We start from the raw sequence: 15,112 nt of genomic DNA, 5'->3' as shown, positions 1-15,112 counted from the left end.
CTATTTTCCTCAATAAAATATACCTTTGTGATAAATTGATTATCTACAAAAACATAATTGTATGGATTATGATAAATTTATTTTCTGCCTCGAGGCTGTTCCCGATGTAGAGATTGACGTGACTACCGAAGTGGTTAAAAACTTAGAACAACTGGCTTTTGACCAAGGTATTTCGAGTATTCATAAGACTTGCGATACTATCGAAGGATTGGAAGATAGCTTAAACGCTTTGCTTTATGACGACCATAACTTTAAGGATTACGAAATAATATATTTGGTGATGCCTGGGGAAGGAAACAATGTGTGCCTTAATGATTATTACTACAGTCTGGAGGAAATAGCCGAAATTTTTGAAGGTAAAATGAAAGGTAAAATTTTGCATTTTGCCAATGCAAAAATATTGGATTTAAGTGAAGAGGAAGCGCAATATTTTCTTGATATTACCGGAGCGAGAGCCATTTCGGGTTATGGAACTGCACTTAAAAAAATAACTAGTTGTAGTACGCTTGACAAAGCTTTCTTTAGTTTGTGTCAGGAGGAAGATGATGTAATTGAGATTGTTGAAGAATTACACCAAAAACACTATGACCTTTGTAAACATCTAGATTTTAGATTGTATTATTAATAGAATCTGTTGGATGCAATTATTAATAATTGTATCCAACAGATTAATATTTGCCTATTTAAGTTTCTGAATCTGTTCGAATATTTCGTTTAAGGTATCTTTCATATCTTTTGGTGTGTTTTCGCCACTTTGGTTTGTGATAATAAATACACCCAAATTATATTCTGGAATTATATAAATAAAACATTGTGAGCGAGGAACGCCTCCATGATGCATATATAACGTTCCTAGTTTTTCATCTTTGGTTACTCGCCAGCAATATCCTGAGCTAAAACGATCATTAACTTTAACCAATGGACGGTGAGATTCGGCTACAACGGCATCATTTTTTAATTGGTATTTAATGTATTTTACCATATCGGGAACTGTAGATTTTACATTTCCGCCCGCGCCCCAAGGCAATGTTGTCATTTGGGTAGTGATTTCGTCGTAAGCACAATGATATCCTACTGCAAGATTTTTTTGATCCTCTGGAGATAAATTTATCATTGTATGATTCATCTGAGCATTTTTGGCAAAATATTCTTTTAATATAACTTCAAATTGTTTGTTATATACTTTCTCCAAAACAGCTGCTAAAAGTTCTATTCCTGCGCTTGAATAAGAGAAGTTGTATCCTGGAATGGTATCAATTTTTATTTGATGCAGGTCTCTGAAAAAATCTTTTTGAGTATAATTTTTTAATGCATTGTTGAGGTCAGTTGGTGTCTCTTTTTTGGTGAAGTTTTTCAGCATTTCATTTACGCTTAATGGAATCATATTTGGCAAACCACTCGTATGGGTTACTAAATCTTTTATGCGAATTGGGTGGTTGTTAAATATTAAATTAGGATAATCTTCGCTTAAATATTTTTGAACCGGATCATCAAGATTTATTTTTTTATCTAAAACAGCTTTGGCTATTAATGTACCTGTATGGGTTTTTCCTAATGAACCAATTTCATAAATTGTATTATTAGTTGGTGCATTTGATTTTCCTTTTTCTAATTCTCCATAATGTCCTATAAATTCTTGTCCTTGATATACTATCCCGATTGAGGTAGAATTGATCAAAGGTTTTTCGATCATTTTGGTTGCGGCACTATCAATTATAGTTTTAATGGTTGTTTTTTGTGCAATAGATAATAATGGCAATACTAAAAAAACGATAAGGATTAATTTTTTCATGATTTCTAAATTTTATTGGTTCTTGTTATTTGATACAAATATCCTTTAGATAATTATGGAATACGTACGACAAAAAATAGTCGTACGCATTTTTTTATTTAAAATGAGTTCGACTATTTACAAGAAGGCGTACGAGTAGTTACAAATGTTTGAAAATCAATAATTTTAGAGCGATTTTTAAGCTTGGTTTGTATGGTTTTTTGAAGGAAGTCTTAAAATTTTATTCTTTGCAATGATCTTTAAAAATTGATTTTTGTTCGATTAAAAAAGCTTTTTGGAACTTAATAAAAGTATCTATCTTTTTATAAATATAAAGTAAGTTGGTATTATTGTAATCATAATCCTCGGCGTTTTCTTCGCCAGCCACATAGTTTAGTTTATTGATGTAGGCGTTTCTTTTTTCATCTAGATTATAGTTTAGTTTAAAATTAATATCCTCTGTATCTGATTCTCGAATATTATATTTTAGTGTAGATAGTACAATTTTTGGTTCAAAATCGATACCCGAAATTTGCCCGAATTCAGATTCTTTTAAAGCATCATTTAAATTCTGTTTTTTACTATAATCATCTTCATCCTCGTACATAACATTATCCTTGAATAGGTATGAAAACGCATGATAATTTGGATGGTCACTAAAATGATATACAATAAAATCGTTAAACTTCTCGGTGTTATTATAGGTGTAAATTGTAGGCTTAAAATCTTTAGCTCTTAAATTATCATAAGGAAATGAAGAGAATGATATGGTATCTACTTTTTTAGTTGTAGTATATACTTCGGGAAATTTAATACAATGATGTCCTTTTACATAAACTCGTTGTAGTTTTGGGTTTACGGCACTAAGTTTCCCGATATGCATAAAAGTTTCTCCTTTGTCTAATCCGTTTGAGAGCATGAATTTGGAGTTTTCTTTTAACTCTGGAGTATATCTTCCGTAAACCTGAAATGATTCTTTAGGAGAGTCGGGAACAAAGTTTACTTCGCCATGTTCTTTTAATGTCCATTTTCCGGTTATTAATGTTGCGTATCCTATTATTACAAATGTACCATCGGGTTTTAGGTAATGGCTTCCGCCTCTTAATTTGTAATAACCAACGACATCGTTTGGAGTTTGCGCTTTTGCATTATAATTAGATAGCATAAGTATAATTAGGATAAATATTTTTTTCATTTGTTGTTTCTTAGTGTACATCAATTCCGTTAAAATAGATTTCGGTTATAGCGGTGTCGTTGAATTTATCTCCTTTATAGACTTCAACAATTTCGAATTTTAAAATTAAATCGGTTCCGTTTTTGTTATGTCCAAAAGTGCCAAGATCGAATATTTGGTCATTTTTACTGTCTTCTAAATTCAGGATTCCAAATACTTTTCCGTTTATGCTTAATCGTAGTTTTTTTACTCGGTTATTGTTTTTCCAAGCGACATCGGATTTTACATATCCGTTAGAGATTATAATTTGTGTAATTCTAGGACTTTTGTTGTAAAAATAATACGCTAAATATTCTCCAATTCCTTCATCTGGTTTGCCTTCGACCCAAGCAGTTTGGTAGCTTAAATCATTGGCATTCTTTGCTTGGTATTTTGTGTCTTTTTCGGTGTTTAAAGTCGATGATGCTTTTACTTTATAATTTCCGCCTGCGCAATACCAACTACAGCCACCATCTACAACATCCCACATACTCTCTACAACCTCACCATATTTCTGTAATAAAATATCGAGTTCTTTTTGTTCTGTAGCTGTAAGTTTCGATTTTTGTAAAAGTTCGTTTTGACGCTTTATTTCATTGTCGGTCTTTGTGCTTAAATCTACTTTTCGGGTTTCCTTGGGATAAAAGTTCTTATCTGAATTTTGGGCATAAGTAAAGCTTACAATTATTGTAAATAAAAATAGTGCTAAGTGGTTTTTCATAATAGGATTATCAGTTTTTGCACTATTCTTTATTTTTCGGTTGGATATTTTCCAACTGCTGTTATTCCGTTTTCCGAAATAAACAATATTTCTGTTGTAATTGGGTAACCTGAATTTTGATATTCTTTGACTACAGTTGTTCCTATTCTGTTTGCGAAGAAATCAAAATCTTTTTCAGAAAAAATATAACAAAAATCTCTTACCGGGATTACTGCGTAAAATGGAAATCCAATATCGGCTTTCAATTTTTCTTTTATTTTTGAGGCAAATAGGAGTGAACTTTTCAGAAATGTTTTTTCAACTTCGATCATACCAAGTTTCCTGTCTTCTATTATTTCAAAATCTATCTTCGTCTTTGCTAGTAGTTCATTAGCGTTTAAATCAGCTTGTTTAATTAAATCTAGCTCGGTTATTTTCCACTTTTTTAAATTATCTGTAGAAATCCAAGTTAGTTTTTCTTTTTCGCTTACTGCATAAATCTTACTAAATTCATCTGTAACTTTTTCAGAAATTAAGTTATTGAAATCAAAATCATTTGGAAATAGCTGGATGTAGACATTATTTTTTGAATCCTCCCAATTTGGAACGTCAGCTGGATAGGATAGATAGGATAGTATAGTTTGAACCAAATCTGTTATATGACTTTCGTCGGAATCTCTTTCGTAATTTCGTCTTACGTTTTCCAAACTTATTTCTAAATTATTTCCGTCAACATTAATATGAATGAGATTTTCGTTGTCAATTGAATCGATTTTTAGACCACTTTGTTCAAGTTGTTCTCTAAATTTTTCAAAAACAATATCTTTTTTTTGATTGTTGTGTCCAGAAAGGTCAAGCATAAATATTTAGTGTTATTGTAATTTTAAATTGCCTTATTTTTTTAACAAAGTGTTTTTAAACACCTTCTTATATAAGCTATAAGAAAGGCTTGCATAGTCTGGTTCTGGTAGACTTTGTATCATAAATACCCTTTTCGTAGGCTAATATAGCACTATTTTTAGTACAAATAATGTACGAAATAATGATAAATTAAGGAAGTAATTACAATAAAGAATAGGAGTGGAGCTAGTATCCTAAAGATTTAGGAATGCGTATGCAATATCTTATGGACTGACAAAAAATAAAAATAAGTGTGAAGAGGATAAACGCAAGAAACGTTTTTAGGAATAAAAAGAAGGGAATCAGGAATGGGACATATTTTAAATGCAACTTAATTTTACTTAAATTAAGTTGCATTTTTTTTACTACAAGTTTCATTAATGTGAAACTGATTTTAATCCGATGATTGAACCAACCAATGTTGCAATAAAGAACAATCTCCAGAAGTTTGTTGGATCTTTAAACACAAAAATACCGACTAAAACTGTTCCAACAGCTCCAATTCCTGTCCATACAGCATAGGCAGTCCCAATAGGTAATGTTTGTGTACTTTTGATAAGTAGCAACATACTTATAACAAGTGATGCCAAGAATCCTCCATACCATAAATAAACATCATTTCCTGTTGCTTCTTTAGCTTTCCCCAAGCACGAAGCAAACGCCACCTCAAATAATCCTGCAATAATCAAAAGAATCCAATTCATATTTTTAAATTTTAATAGGGCAAAGATCCTCTAGCGGATTCAATTAAAATTTAACAAATGATAAAAAATGAATTTATTTTATTTCGGCTCGTATTCGGCTTAAACTTACTTGGGTAATCCCGAGATAGGAGGCAATATGACCAAGTTGTACTCTCTTGATTAAATCGGGGTTGTTGGTTATTAGTTCATTATATCTTTCAGACGCTGTTTTAAATTGTCTGGAGATTAATCTTTCTTCTGTTTTTATGAGTTCTTTTTCAGCAAATTTTCTTCCCCAATTTGCAATATGTATATCTTCTTCAAACAATCTTTGTAAATTGATTGTATTTAATTCATACAGATTACAGTCTTCCAGAAGTTCGATATCTTCATAGCCTTTTTGGTTTTCTACATAGCTTTTCATCGAGAGAATTGTTTCTCCTTCTTTTCCAAACCAAAAAGTAACATCGCTGTCATTCTGGTTTACATAAGCTCTTACAATTCCCTTTTTTATGAAATAGATATTTGATTCGATTTTACCTGCTTTTAATAAAATATGTCCTTTGGGGAAACTAACCAAAGTAATGTTTTCCTCCAAGGTTTTTCTGGAGCTTTCTGGCAGTTTAGATATTTGATCAAAAATAAGGTTACTGTTCATTTAGGGGTGTTATTCTGGGATATTGTTTAATTGTTTTTTATGGCTTTTTCGATCTCATTTTTCCAAATTTCTCTGTTTGTTACAACAAATCGTTCATTCATACCATTAGAAGTGATTATAGATAATCCGTTATTAACGATTCCTAATGTTTTTTCAAAATGGGTTTCGGTTATATCTTTAATATCAATTACCGTTTCATGCTTTTGAATAAAGTTTAGCATGTTGGTTTGAAAAATAAGCTGATTGTCTGTTAGGTAAAGATTCCCACCAACTGTTACTCCATCTTTATAATGATTTGCACGTCCTGAATATGCTACGTTTTTTAGTTGTTGAAATTTTACTTCTTGATTTGTTATATGTGCAAACATTTTAAAATAAGACATTAAAGTCATCATGATAAAAACAAAAATAGCACATACAATAAGTACATCATTATTAAAGTCTTCTGTAAGGGTTAAGTATAAACTTAGAATAAGGCTTGTTCCTAATCCTAAAACAATCGAATATTTAAATCTTTTCATATTTAATTACTAAGAACAGGAATAATATGCTCCCAGTTTAATTGTTTAGCAATGTCTAATGCTGTTTTACCTTGACTTGTTTTCATGTTTTTATCTACGCCAGACTCTAATAAAAGAGTTATAGAAGTTAAATTTCCAGCAACGGTTTCAGTATGTAATAACGAGAACCCTTCTTCATCCTGATAAGTAATTTCGTCAGGATTTTGCTTTAAGAAATCCTGGAGTTTTTCTTTCATGTTTTTGCTCATAGGATGTTCTATAAGGTTTTCTGGCTTTTCTTTTTGCTCGTTAACAAGAAGTACTTCATTGTAATCGCCAAAATCTAATCCCCAGGCTTTATCATGATCTTTTCTTTCCTGATTGGTCATTTCTGAGCGTATTGCCTGAATGGTAAATCCTCCATATGCTCTAGGTTGAGGCGATGAGAATAGTTTTGAAAGCCCTTTTGGAGCACTACCTTGAATTGCAAATAACCAATCGCTAATTTGGTTTAAAGGAACTACAACTTCATCTCCGTTCTCGATGTTTGTTAATTCGTTTGGATCATTTATTAAAACACCCTTTATTTGTTCACCATCAAAAGAGATATCGTTAATCCACATATGTTCTACAATAGGATGTTCATTTCCGTCTACATCTTGCGAGAAGGCTACTTTTACGCACGCTACGGTTAATGCAGGTACAATTCGGCGGTATTCCCAAGATAATTCTCTCCAAAAATATTTAAATGTTTCTTGAGCATTTTTAAAAGCTTCTATCATTTTTGGACTATCTCCTTTGGCAAAGAATATTTCTTGGTTTTGCATTTGTTTGAATATTAGATTATTAATGAAATAAGTAAACTCAATTTAGTTTGAGTTTGTATTAAAATGTAATTTTTGTATTGCTAATATATGATTATTTTATAATTAATAACAAGCGATTTTTTGACTAATACCACGTTTTTGACATAAAAAAACTCCCTAATTTCTTAAGGAGCTTAATTTTATAGATTGCAATTAGAAGGCAAGAAGATTTAATTTTTTTATTGAAACTAGTGCATTTATTATTGGATTGAATGAGATTTATTCATAGAATTTCAGGAATGAAAAGTCTGAAGCATGCATGGCTATTTCGTTCTGGCTTGTTTCTTGTTGTGCTTCGGTTGCATAAATCATCATTTTTTGTTCATAATCATTGATTGCTGCTTCTATGGTTTCAAATTTTCCATTAGTCAGATTATCAGATAAAATTAAGGCGTCTAATAATCCTGTATTTGCGCCTTGACCAGCAAAAGGAGGCATTATATGTGCAGCATCGCCAATAAGTGTGATAGGCAAAGGGCGGTTATTCTTCCAAGGATTTCCTAAAGGTATTCTTCTCGTTGGCCATAAAATAAAAGATGATGTAGCGCTAAATAATTGTTTATAACTGTCATGCCAATGGGCAAATTTATCGATAAGGTATGTTCTTACACTTTCGGTATCTTCGGGGTTTAATGCAGTTTCTGGATTCCAATTTTCAGGTGTTTTAAAAATTACATTGTAGCTCAATATATTACCATTCTTAGGGTTTGCAACTAGCGAATTACCTTCGGCTGCAATCATTAGTATATTATCATTGCATAATTTGTAGCACTCGTTACAGGCAATTTCTGGCTCAGAAATATCACCTTGTATAATAAGCGTTCCAGTGTATTCTATTTGAGCATCTGTTACATATTTTCTCACTTTAGACATTCCGCCATTGGCACCAATAACAAAATCTGCGATTACATCTTTTTTATTTTCAAATTGTAAAAGCCATTTTCCGTTTTCTTCTTTAATATCAGTAAATTTTCTGTCCCAAATTACGGTATCATTTGCTAAACTATCTAGTAGCAATTTTCTTAAATCATTTCTGTTTATCTCAGGATTATCATTTCTGTTTTTGGCAGTAGGTTTGTTAGAGAATAGCACTTTGGCTTGCTCGTTAGCAACGGTTCTTCCCATGGGTGTTGCCATTGCATAATACTTTTCGAGCAATCCAGCTTTTTTCATTGCTTCTTGTCCAGAACCTTTATGCAGGTCGAGTGTTCCGCCAGAAATCCTTGTTTGTGCGTCTTTGTCTCTTTCGTAAACAGTTACATCTATTCCTTCTTGCTGTAGTAATTTTGCCATGGTAAGACCGACTGGTCCTGCACCTATAATGGCTATTTTTTTATTTTTAAGTAACATGATTTTGTATTATTAATTATCATACAAAATTCAATAATGTTAGTAGGTTAGGATTGTATAAACGCGACAAAATCATTACTTAACGTTTCTTTCTTTGCCTTTCGTGCAAATGCCGCTGGTGTAGTGCCACTATAACGCTTAAATTCTTTACTTAGATGAGATTGATCGGTGTAGCCAAATTCATGAGCTAAACTGGCAATATTCGAATTTGGATTGTCCCATAATTGGTTTCGTACTTGCTCAAACCGCATGAGTCCTGATACGTCTTTTACACTATAACCAGAGGATTGTTTAAACTTTCTTTCTAAAGTACGAACTGTTGCATGTGCAGCTTCGGCAACTTGACTTACGGGTATAGAGCCGTTTGCTTTATTCATAGCAACTCCAGCTTTGTATAACATACTGTTAGTAGGGATTTGCGATTGTACATTCAGGAAGTATTGTTTTATCAGAGTTATGGCGCCATCAATTTTATTGTTAAGTACTAAATCTTTTAATACTGATTGAAGCTGGCTTATAGGATGTTCAAACGATTGCACTCCGTTTTTTCCAGAGGATAATCCTAGTAAATCAAATACTGTCCAGGGATAACATCTTATACCGATAATTTCTAAACAATCTTTGGCATAAAAAAGAACCGGTTTATTAAGTAATCCTATCAAAAATGGTGACGGGAGCGGCTGTAAATTTCCATTATAAGATATGCTGCACGTGCTGCCGAAATAGAAAATTATTTCGGCATAACCATCTGGAACTACTTCAAAACTAGTTTCTAATTCTCCTAAATTTCTTTTATCATACCAAAAACATTTTATGGCAGCGAGCAATTCTGTAGGAGATTCAAATTCTTGATGTTGTACTTTTAAAGATTCCATATATTTTACAATAAAATTGTTCGCTCAATATTTATTTGTTCTAAAAAGTATTCGTCGTGTGATATAACGATTAATGTTCCTTTAAACTCATTAATTGCTGCAGTTAGGATCTCGATGTTTTGAATATCAAGATTATTTGTCGGTTCGTCGAGGATTATACTATCTGGCGACTGATTACTTATTGTTAGACAACAAAGCATCAAACGCATTTTTTCTCCACCACTTAATACATTGCAAGGTTTATCCCAATCTTCTTTGGTAAATAAGAAACGGTTAAGCCTCATCTTGATTTCATGCTTTTGTAATGCGGTGGTATTAAATTGTTGTGCTTGTTCGTATATTTTAAGCTGATTGTCTATAAGCGAATAATCCTGATCTATATAAACTGACGTATTTTCTGCTCGGGATAATATACCTGTTTTTGGTTCTAATTTCCCCAGTATTAATTTTATCAAAGTGGTTTTTCCTGAACCATTAGATCCTTTTAATGCAATGCGTTCGCCACTAGTAATCTGAATATTTAGGTTTTGCTTCCAAACAAACTCATTATCATAGCTATAATTAATGTCTTTGGCATTAAACAGAATTTTGCCTTTGTGTAATGACGAATTATCAAAACCAAATTTCATTTTGTCAATATCTGGCAAAGCCGAACGTAATTCTTGCAGTTCATGTGAGATACCATCAATCTTTTCGGCATGCATTCCCTTTATTTTCGAGGTACTATTCTCGGCATTATTCCTTAAGGTATTTATCATTATTCGGGCTACACCAGCTTTTTCCTGTTTCTTTTTGCCACGAGCGTCTAGTTTTTGTTGGCGTTCCAGCGTTTCACGTTCTTTTTCTTTGGCTTTTCGTAACGCTTTTTCTTTGCTATGTAAATCCTGGTTTAGGGCGTTTTGTTCTATTTGCTTTTGCTCAGCATAAAAATCATAATTACCACCATAAACACCAATACCTCGCTTACTTAGTTCGAAAACGGTGTTTAAAAGATTTAATAATTTTCGGTCGTGACTTACTACAATTAAAGCGCTCGATGTAGACTGAATAAAATCATACAATAATTGTCTGGCAGCTACATCAAGATGATTACTGGGTTCGTCTAACAGCACTAATTCTGGTTGATGAATAGAAATACCAGCAAGGAAAACCTTTGTTTTTTGTCCGCCGCTTAAAGTTTCTATTTTTTGAGATAAATCTAAGTCAGTTAATTGCCAGTATTTTAAGGCATTGTTGCAGCGTTCCTCGATTGTCCAATCATCATTTAATGCGTTAAGATTATTTTCGGATACGTTTCCTTCCAGAATCTCTTTTAGAGCGGTTAGTTTTTCTTCAATTTGTAATGCCTGAGCAATTGTAAGATCATTATACTGACCAAATATTTGTGGTATATAATAAGGTTCAGAGCCGCATCTTACTTGTCCGTTTGAGGGTTGTAATTTGCCTGCAATGATTTTAAGCAAAGTCGATTTTCCTGTGCCATTGTTGCCTATTAAGGCGATTTTTTCGTTAGTGTTGACAGTAAAGCTAATAGTGTCAAATAACAATTCCTTGTTGGGATGTGTATATGAAATGTTTTGTAGAATAAGCATAATTTCTTTCTTTTGAGATGAATAAATTAAGCAGACTCGATTTGGAGTCTACCTTCTTGATTGTCCGAAAGAAATTATTTTTCACATATAGTGTTGCTTTAATTTTGAGATTACAAAGATACATTTTTTTGTTTAATAGAGCATATAATATGATTTTGGAGATAATTCTGCTGTCATTTTTTTCTTCTATTATTTTAAGAAAAAGAATAACAAAGCTATATAATTCAATATCTCAGCTATAAAAAGTATAAAAATCAGTTATATTTACAACAATAGATTTTATGTTATGTATGAGGAATTAAAGTATTGGTATTTGCGTGATCACAAATTGTTTGAAACATTGAGTTTTAGACAAATAAAACAATTATGTATTATCACTGGTTTTAAAAAAGCAAACAAAGGAGAAATTATTTATTTTTCTTCTTCTGATGTGCCTCGTATTTTTTTGTTGAAAAAAGGAAATATCAAAATTGTTTCTGTTGATGAAGAAGGCAATGAAAATATAAAGGATATTATCCAGAAAGGAGATTTATTTGGAGAATTAAGTCTCGAAACGGATGAACAGACAAATGAATATGCCAAAGTACTCTCTGACGATGTTACAATATGTAGTTTTTTGATGTCAGATTTTGAAGATTTATTATTGCGAAATCCTGCTTTGGCGCTGTCTTACACTAAATTTGTCGGGCTAAAAATGAAACGTATCAAAAACAGTTATTCTAATCTGATCTCTAAGGATGCCAGAACCAGAATGATTCAGTTTCTAAAAGATTGGGCAGCAAAAGAAGGTGTTCAGTCTGGAAACTCAGTTAGAATAGAGAATTATCTAACTCAAAATGATATTGCTCAAATTATTTGTACTTCAAGGCAAACAGCCACACAACTGATTAATGAATTAGAAACAAATCAGATTCTTGTTTATAACCGAAAAGAAATTTACATACAGGATATTACTAAATTATAGTTATTTGTTTGACGATTAATTTAGTAGATATTTTGATTTGAAAGGGTATTGTAGCTTTATATTATTTATTAAAGCAATATCGATTGCATTTTGTACAGCGTAATAAAATTGTAAATTTTTATGTTTTGTTTGAAATAAAAAAGCTCCTTAAAATGATAAGGAGCTTAAAGAATTATGTTTTTTTTGGTTGAAAGCATTAGATAAGTTCTAGGTTTATTTCTTGTCTAATGTTAGTTTCATTTCTTCACCATCTAATATTAATTGATCTTTTTCTATAGTACTTACAAAAGGGTAGGGAGTACCTACTTCATCTTTAATAATTAAACTTTTTCCTGCTTTGTATAGAGCAAATGTTCCATTTAATTCTGAATCTAAATACCCGGTTACTTTTCCATCTTTTGTAAACGTAAGATTTCCTTTAGTGAGTATTATGTTTTTGATTGAATCTGTAAGTGGTTTTTTGACCTCTACATTGGTAACTTTCCAGGAATTAACGAGTGTATTTCTTCCTTTATGACATGAAATCATTAATATTGATAATAAGGCAATCCCGAAGATAAGCAGTGTAGATTTTTTCATAGTTTTTTTGATTAAAAGTTAAACATGAAAAGTTACAAAAAAATAATATTCAATCAAATAATAAAATTTAAGATTTTAGGATTGAATTGACTAGTTATTAATGTATTATGAATGCTGGGACTAAGGTATTTTTGAATTATATATCATGCATTTTTCTTGATTTAAAAATGTTACATTGATGCTAGATTTCCTCTTCCTTTTATCTTTTTTTGTATCAATAAGACGAATATTCTGTATAGTAAATGATTTTTAATAAAGGTTCAAAGTTTCTGAGGTACTAAGGTTCAAAGTTGCAATCCCGAAGCTTCGGGACTGAGGTACTAAGGTTGAAAAAAGAAAACAAAAATATAAGGTAAGATTTTGCCACAATACATGCATAATCTTGTCACCCTGACTCAAGAAGGGTCTCCGCTAGTAGCTCGACAAAATGAAGAACAGTATTTGATTTAGATGATAATAAGTTAGCATATAACACAGAGTAAATACTCTCATGTTAAATAGAGTAAAGGCTCATTTTTTTTCTTGAATTGTTTCATTGGATAATTGAGTTATTTACGGAGACCCTTCCTGCTTCAGGGTGACAAGTTTGAGGATATTTGGATACAATTAACCGCAGAGGACGCAAGGTTTTACGCAAAGTCCACAAAGCTTTTCAGAGCCTTTGTGCCTCAGTCCCGAAGCTTCGGGATTGCAACTTTGAACCTTTGCCTCTCAGAACCTTAATAAAAAAAAAGCCCAATTCAACTGAATTGAGCTTTTTTGAGTATAAAAAGGGGGGGCAAAATTAGTTGTTTAGCTTTATAGAGTAGCTTCTTGTTGTACTGGGGTTTTACTTTCTACAGCAATGAATTTTGTTAGCATCATGTCTGCAGTTTGTAATGCTCCTTCAACCCAGCCTTGTCCATCTGAATAAGCTTCTCCACATATATATAAAGAACAGTTGTCTATCGGGTGGATAATTTTTTCTTTTACTTCCCAGCTTTTTACTCCAATATTCCAACTATTCCAACCTCCTCCAAAAGGGTCTTCTCCCCAGTCACGGAACGATGCGTTCTTAACTGCTGGTGCATAATCGACATCATGTATTTGTTTTAACTGACGGCTTAATTCTTCGACCATTTTACGTGGAGCCTGATATTGATGCCAGGTTTGATTTAAAGCTTTGCTTAAAAGAGATTCTGTTTCCGAATATTCTCCAATAAACGGATCGTCCAGAAGTTCGGCATGTGAGATGCCTTTTTTCCAGGCTTTTTTACGTTGAGGTCTAAGTCCATCCCAGAAACCGATATTCGAACCATCATCATAACTTGCTAATAGCATTGATTCTCCACTTACTGAAGGATGTCCGTTATTTAATGGCCAATAATAAGTTTGTCTTATTGGTAAATCGGTAACGGTTCTTCCGGATTGTAATGGAACATATTCTCCTTCAGAATCATTATATCCTGCATTTCTCCACCAAGGACTTGTATAGGTCGTAAATATTTTAAATAATGGTCGTGGTGTTACACTGCTTATAAGGGATTGAATTTCCTGTAATCTAGGCGAAGTATTGGTTAATAAGTCTAGCGAACGACGTGGCATTGCTAATATTAATTGTGTCGCCTCGATTATTTCGCCATTTACAGTAAGTTCAAATAAATTATTTTTAGACTCAAATCCTTCGAGTTTGGAGTCTAATCTTATTTCGCCTCCATCTGCTTCGAAGAAGTTTGCTAATGAAATCGGAACTTGTTGAAATCCATTTTTAAATCCTTTATATACAGGTTTAATACCAAAATCTGAGAGGTACCACGGGATTGCATCAGCAGCATTCCAATTGACTAGTGTTGAGTTATATCCTCCGGAATCGATACTAAATTGATATGCTTCACCACTAATTACGCGATAGAGCAGATTCCAAAAACCTAATTTGTATAACGGCTCTCCTTCAAAAGTAGCTTCCTGACACATTTTTAAACGCTCTTTTTCCGTCAATTCCGTATTTGTTATGCCCGGAACCAATTGTTCGATTGCATTTACAATTATGGCTCCAGAAGTATTGCCTTTTTCTAAAAAGGATAATTTATAAGGTACTTTGTCTGGTTCGCTTGTAAAATCAGATAAACGCAGGTGCTCTCCACGCAAATAAGCGATGTTTTGTGGCTGATCTACTGGGAAATCATATAACTTGATTTGATCCTCCTGAGATAATTTTGCATTAATATCATCTATTAATTTTACAATTAAATGTTGTGTGTTTTCAAGAATTCTCATTCCGCCTAACTCTGCTACCATATTAGGAATTCCTGGGGGGATTACAGATAATAAACGCCCTCCAATATGATCTCCTCCTTCAAAAAGAACAATCTTTTTGTTTGGATATTTTGTTTTTAGTTTCCATGCGCTGTATACGCCCGAAACACCTCCACCAACTATGGCGATATCAATTTTTTCGTTTTCCATTTTGTTATATATTTAT

General features: G+C 32.4%; 15 protein-coding genes. 2 read left to right on the top strand and 13 right to left on the bottom strand.

Annotation, left to right across the window (positions count from 1 at the left end; genetic code table 11):
* The first annotated feature begins 61 nt into the window (after positions 1 to 61).
* Positions 62 to 625, top strand: coding sequence for a DUF6642 family protein (locus tag B8T70_RS02755; RefSeq protein ID WP_039114163.1), 564 nt, complete (start codon positions 62 to 64; stop codon positions 623 to 625).
* 54 nt (positions 626 to 679) lie between these two features.
* On the opposite strand, the gene B8T70_RS02750 is transcribed toward B8T70_RS02755, so the two are convergent.
* From B8T70_RS02750 to abc-f, 11 genes are all read right to left on the bottom strand, one after another.
* A complete protein-coding gene (locus B8T70_RS02750) occupies positions 680 to 1,792 on the bottom strand; it encodes a serine hydrolase (RefSeq protein ID WP_086893833.1) in 1,113 nt (370 codons plus the stop codon).
* Between the two features lie 220 nt (positions 1,793 to 2,012).
* A complete protein-coding gene (locus tag B8T70_RS02745; protein ID WP_123912060.1) occupies positions 2,013 to 2,966 on the bottom strand; it encodes a hypothetical protein in 954 nt (317 codons plus the stop codon).
* Positions 2,967 to 2,976: 10 nt separating this feature from the next.
* Complete coding sequence (locus B8T70_RS02740; protein WP_086893831.1) at positions 2,977 to 3,705, bottom strand: hypothetical protein; 729 nt, start codon at positions 3,703 to 3,705, stop codon at positions 2,977 to 2,979.
* Positions 3,706 to 3,734: 29 nt separating this feature from the next.
* Positions 3,735 to 4,544 carry a hypothetical protein gene (locus B8T70_RS02735; protein ID WP_086893830.1) on the bottom strand — a complete coding sequence of 270 codons (810 nt, stop codon included), beginning with the start codon at positions 4,542 to 4,544 and terminating at the stop codon, positions 3,735 to 3,737.
* A gap of 417 nt (positions 4,545 to 4,961) precedes the next feature.
* Positions 4,962 to 5,288, bottom strand: a complete 327-nt coding sequence (locus B8T70_RS02730; RefSeq protein WP_086893829.1) for a multidrug efflux SMR transporter — start codon at positions 5,286 to 5,288, stop codon at positions 4,962 to 4,964.
* Between the two features lie 73 nt (positions 5,289 to 5,361).
* Positions 5,362 to 5,925 carry a Crp/Fnr family transcriptional regulator gene (locus B8T70_RS02725; RefSeq protein ID WP_086893828.1) on the bottom strand — a complete coding sequence of 188 codons (564 nt, stop codon included), beginning with the start codon at positions 5,923 to 5,925 and terminating at the stop codon, positions 5,362 to 5,364.
* A 26-nt stretch (positions 5,926 to 5,951) separates the two neighbouring features.
* Positions 5,952 to 6,446 (bottom strand): GRAM domain-containing protein, encoded by a 495-nt coding sequence (locus B8T70_RS02720; protein WP_086893827.1) that lies wholly within the window; start codon positions 6,444 to 6,446, stop codon positions 5,952 to 5,954.
* Positions 6,447 to 6,448: 2 nt separating this feature from the next.
* A complete protein-coding gene (locus tag B8T70_RS02715) occupies positions 6,449 to 7,252 on the bottom strand; it encodes a DUF2314 domain-containing protein (protein ID WP_086893826.1) in 804 nt (267 codons plus the stop codon).
* A gap of 258 nt (positions 7,253 to 7,510) precedes the next feature.
* Entirely contained in the window at positions 7,511 to 8,641 is a 1,131-nt protein-coding gene (locus B8T70_RS02710) for an NAD(P)/FAD-dependent oxidoreductase (protein ID WP_086893825.1), read from the bottom strand.
* Positions 8,642 to 8,688: 47 nt separating this feature from the next.
* Positions 8,689 to 9,516, bottom strand: a complete 828-nt coding sequence (locus B8T70_RS02705; RefSeq protein WP_086893824.1) for a helix-turn-helix domain-containing protein — start codon at positions 9,514 to 9,516, stop codon at positions 8,689 to 8,691.
* Between the two features lie 5 nt (positions 9,517 to 9,521).
* Entirely contained in the window at positions 9,522 to 11,108 is a 1,587-nt protein-coding gene (gene abc-f / locus B8T70_RS02700; RefSeq protein ID WP_086893823.1) for a ribosomal protection-like ABC-F family protein, read from the bottom strand.
* A gap of 286 nt (positions 11,109 to 11,394) precedes the next feature.
* Here abc-f and B8T70_RS02695 point away from each other — a divergent pair, with 286 nt between their 5' ends.
* The gene (locus tag B8T70_RS02695; RefSeq protein WP_086893822.1) at positions 11,395 to 12,072 is read left to right on the top strand and encodes a Crp/Fnr family transcriptional regulator; all 678 of its coding nucleotides are present in this window, start codon (positions 11,395 to 11,397) and stop codon (positions 12,070 to 12,072) included.
* A gap of 213 nt (positions 12,073 to 12,285) precedes the next feature.
* Here B8T70_RS02695 and B8T70_RS02690 read toward each other — a convergent pair whose 3' ends face one another.
* Both B8T70_RS02690 and B8T70_RS02685 read right to left on the bottom strand, forming a co-directional pair.
* Positions 12,286 to 12,651, bottom strand: coding sequence for a hypothetical protein (locus B8T70_RS02690; protein WP_039114149.1), 366 nt, complete (start codon positions 12,649 to 12,651; stop codon positions 12,286 to 12,288).
* A 798-nt stretch (positions 12,652 to 13,449) separates the two neighbouring features.
* Complete coding sequence (locus tag B8T70_RS02685; RefSeq protein ID WP_052250020.1) at positions 13,450 to 15,096, bottom strand: FAD-dependent oxidoreductase; 1,647 nt, start codon at positions 15,094 to 15,096, stop codon at positions 13,450 to 13,452.
* Positions 15,097 to 15,112 lie beyond the last annotated feature (16 nt).

Source organism: Flavobacterium sp. AJR (genome assembly GCF_002156885.1).
Taxonomy (GTDB): Bacteria; Bacteroidota; Bacteroidia; order Flavobacteriales; family Flavobacteriaceae; genus Flavobacterium.
This window is presented reverse-complemented; position numbering and strand designations above follow the sequence as displayed.

Coding starts and splice junctions, on each gene's coding strand:
- abc-f (WP_086893823.1), bottom strand. CDS start 11,108: ATGCTTATTCTACAAAACATTTCATATACACATCCCAACAAGGAATTG.
- B8T70_RS02715 (WP_086893826.1), bottom strand. CDS start 7,252: ATGCAAAACCAAGAAATATTCTTTGCCAAAGGAGATAGTCCAAAAATG.
- B8T70_RS02745 (WP_123912060.1), bottom strand. CDS start 2,966: ATGAAAAAAATATTTATCCTAATTATACTTATGCTATCTAATTATAAT.
- B8T70_RS02750 (WP_086893833.1), bottom strand. CDS start 1,792: ATGAAAAAATTAATCCTTATCGTTTTTTTAGTATTGCCATTATTATCT.
- B8T70_RS02690 (WP_039114149.1), bottom strand. CDS start 12,651: ATGAAAAAATCTACACTGCTTATCTTCGGGATTGCCTTATTATCAATA.
- B8T70_RS02685 (WP_052250020.1), bottom strand. CDS start 15,096: ATGGAAAACGAAAAAATTGATATCGCCATAGTTGGTGGAGGTGTTTCG.
- B8T70_RS02710 (WP_086893825.1), bottom strand. CDS start 8,641: ATGTTACTTAAAAATAAAAAAATAGCCATTATAGGTGCAGGACCAGTC.
- B8T70_RS02735 (WP_086893830.1), bottom strand. CDS start 4,544: ATGCTTGACCTTTCTGGACACAACAATCAAAAAAAAGATATTGTTTTT.
- B8T70_RS02755 (WP_039114163.1), top strand. CDS start 62: ATGGATTATGATAAATTTATTTTCTGCCTCGAGGCTGTTCCCGATGTA.
- B8T70_RS02725 (WP_086893828.1), bottom strand. CDS start 5,925: ATGAACAGTAACCTTATTTTTGATCAAATATCTAAACTGCCAGAAAGC.
- B8T70_RS02705 (WP_086893824.1), bottom strand. CDS start 9,516: ATGGAATCTTTAAAAGTACAACATCAAGAATTTGAATCTCCTACAGAA.
- B8T70_RS02720 (WP_086893827.1), bottom strand. CDS start 6,446: ATGAAAAGATTTAAATATTCGATTGTTTTAGGATTAGGAACAAGCCTT.
- B8T70_RS02740 (WP_086893831.1), bottom strand. CDS start 3,705: ATGAAAAACCACTTAGCACTATTTTTATTTACAATAATTGTAAGCTTT.
- B8T70_RS02695 (WP_086893822.1), top strand. CDS start 11,395: ATGTATGAGGAATTAAAGTATTGGTATTTGCGTGATCACAAATTGTTT.
- B8T70_RS02730 (WP_086893829.1), bottom strand. CDS start 5,288: ATGAATTGGATTCTTTTGATTATTGCAGGATTATTTGAGGTGGCGTTT.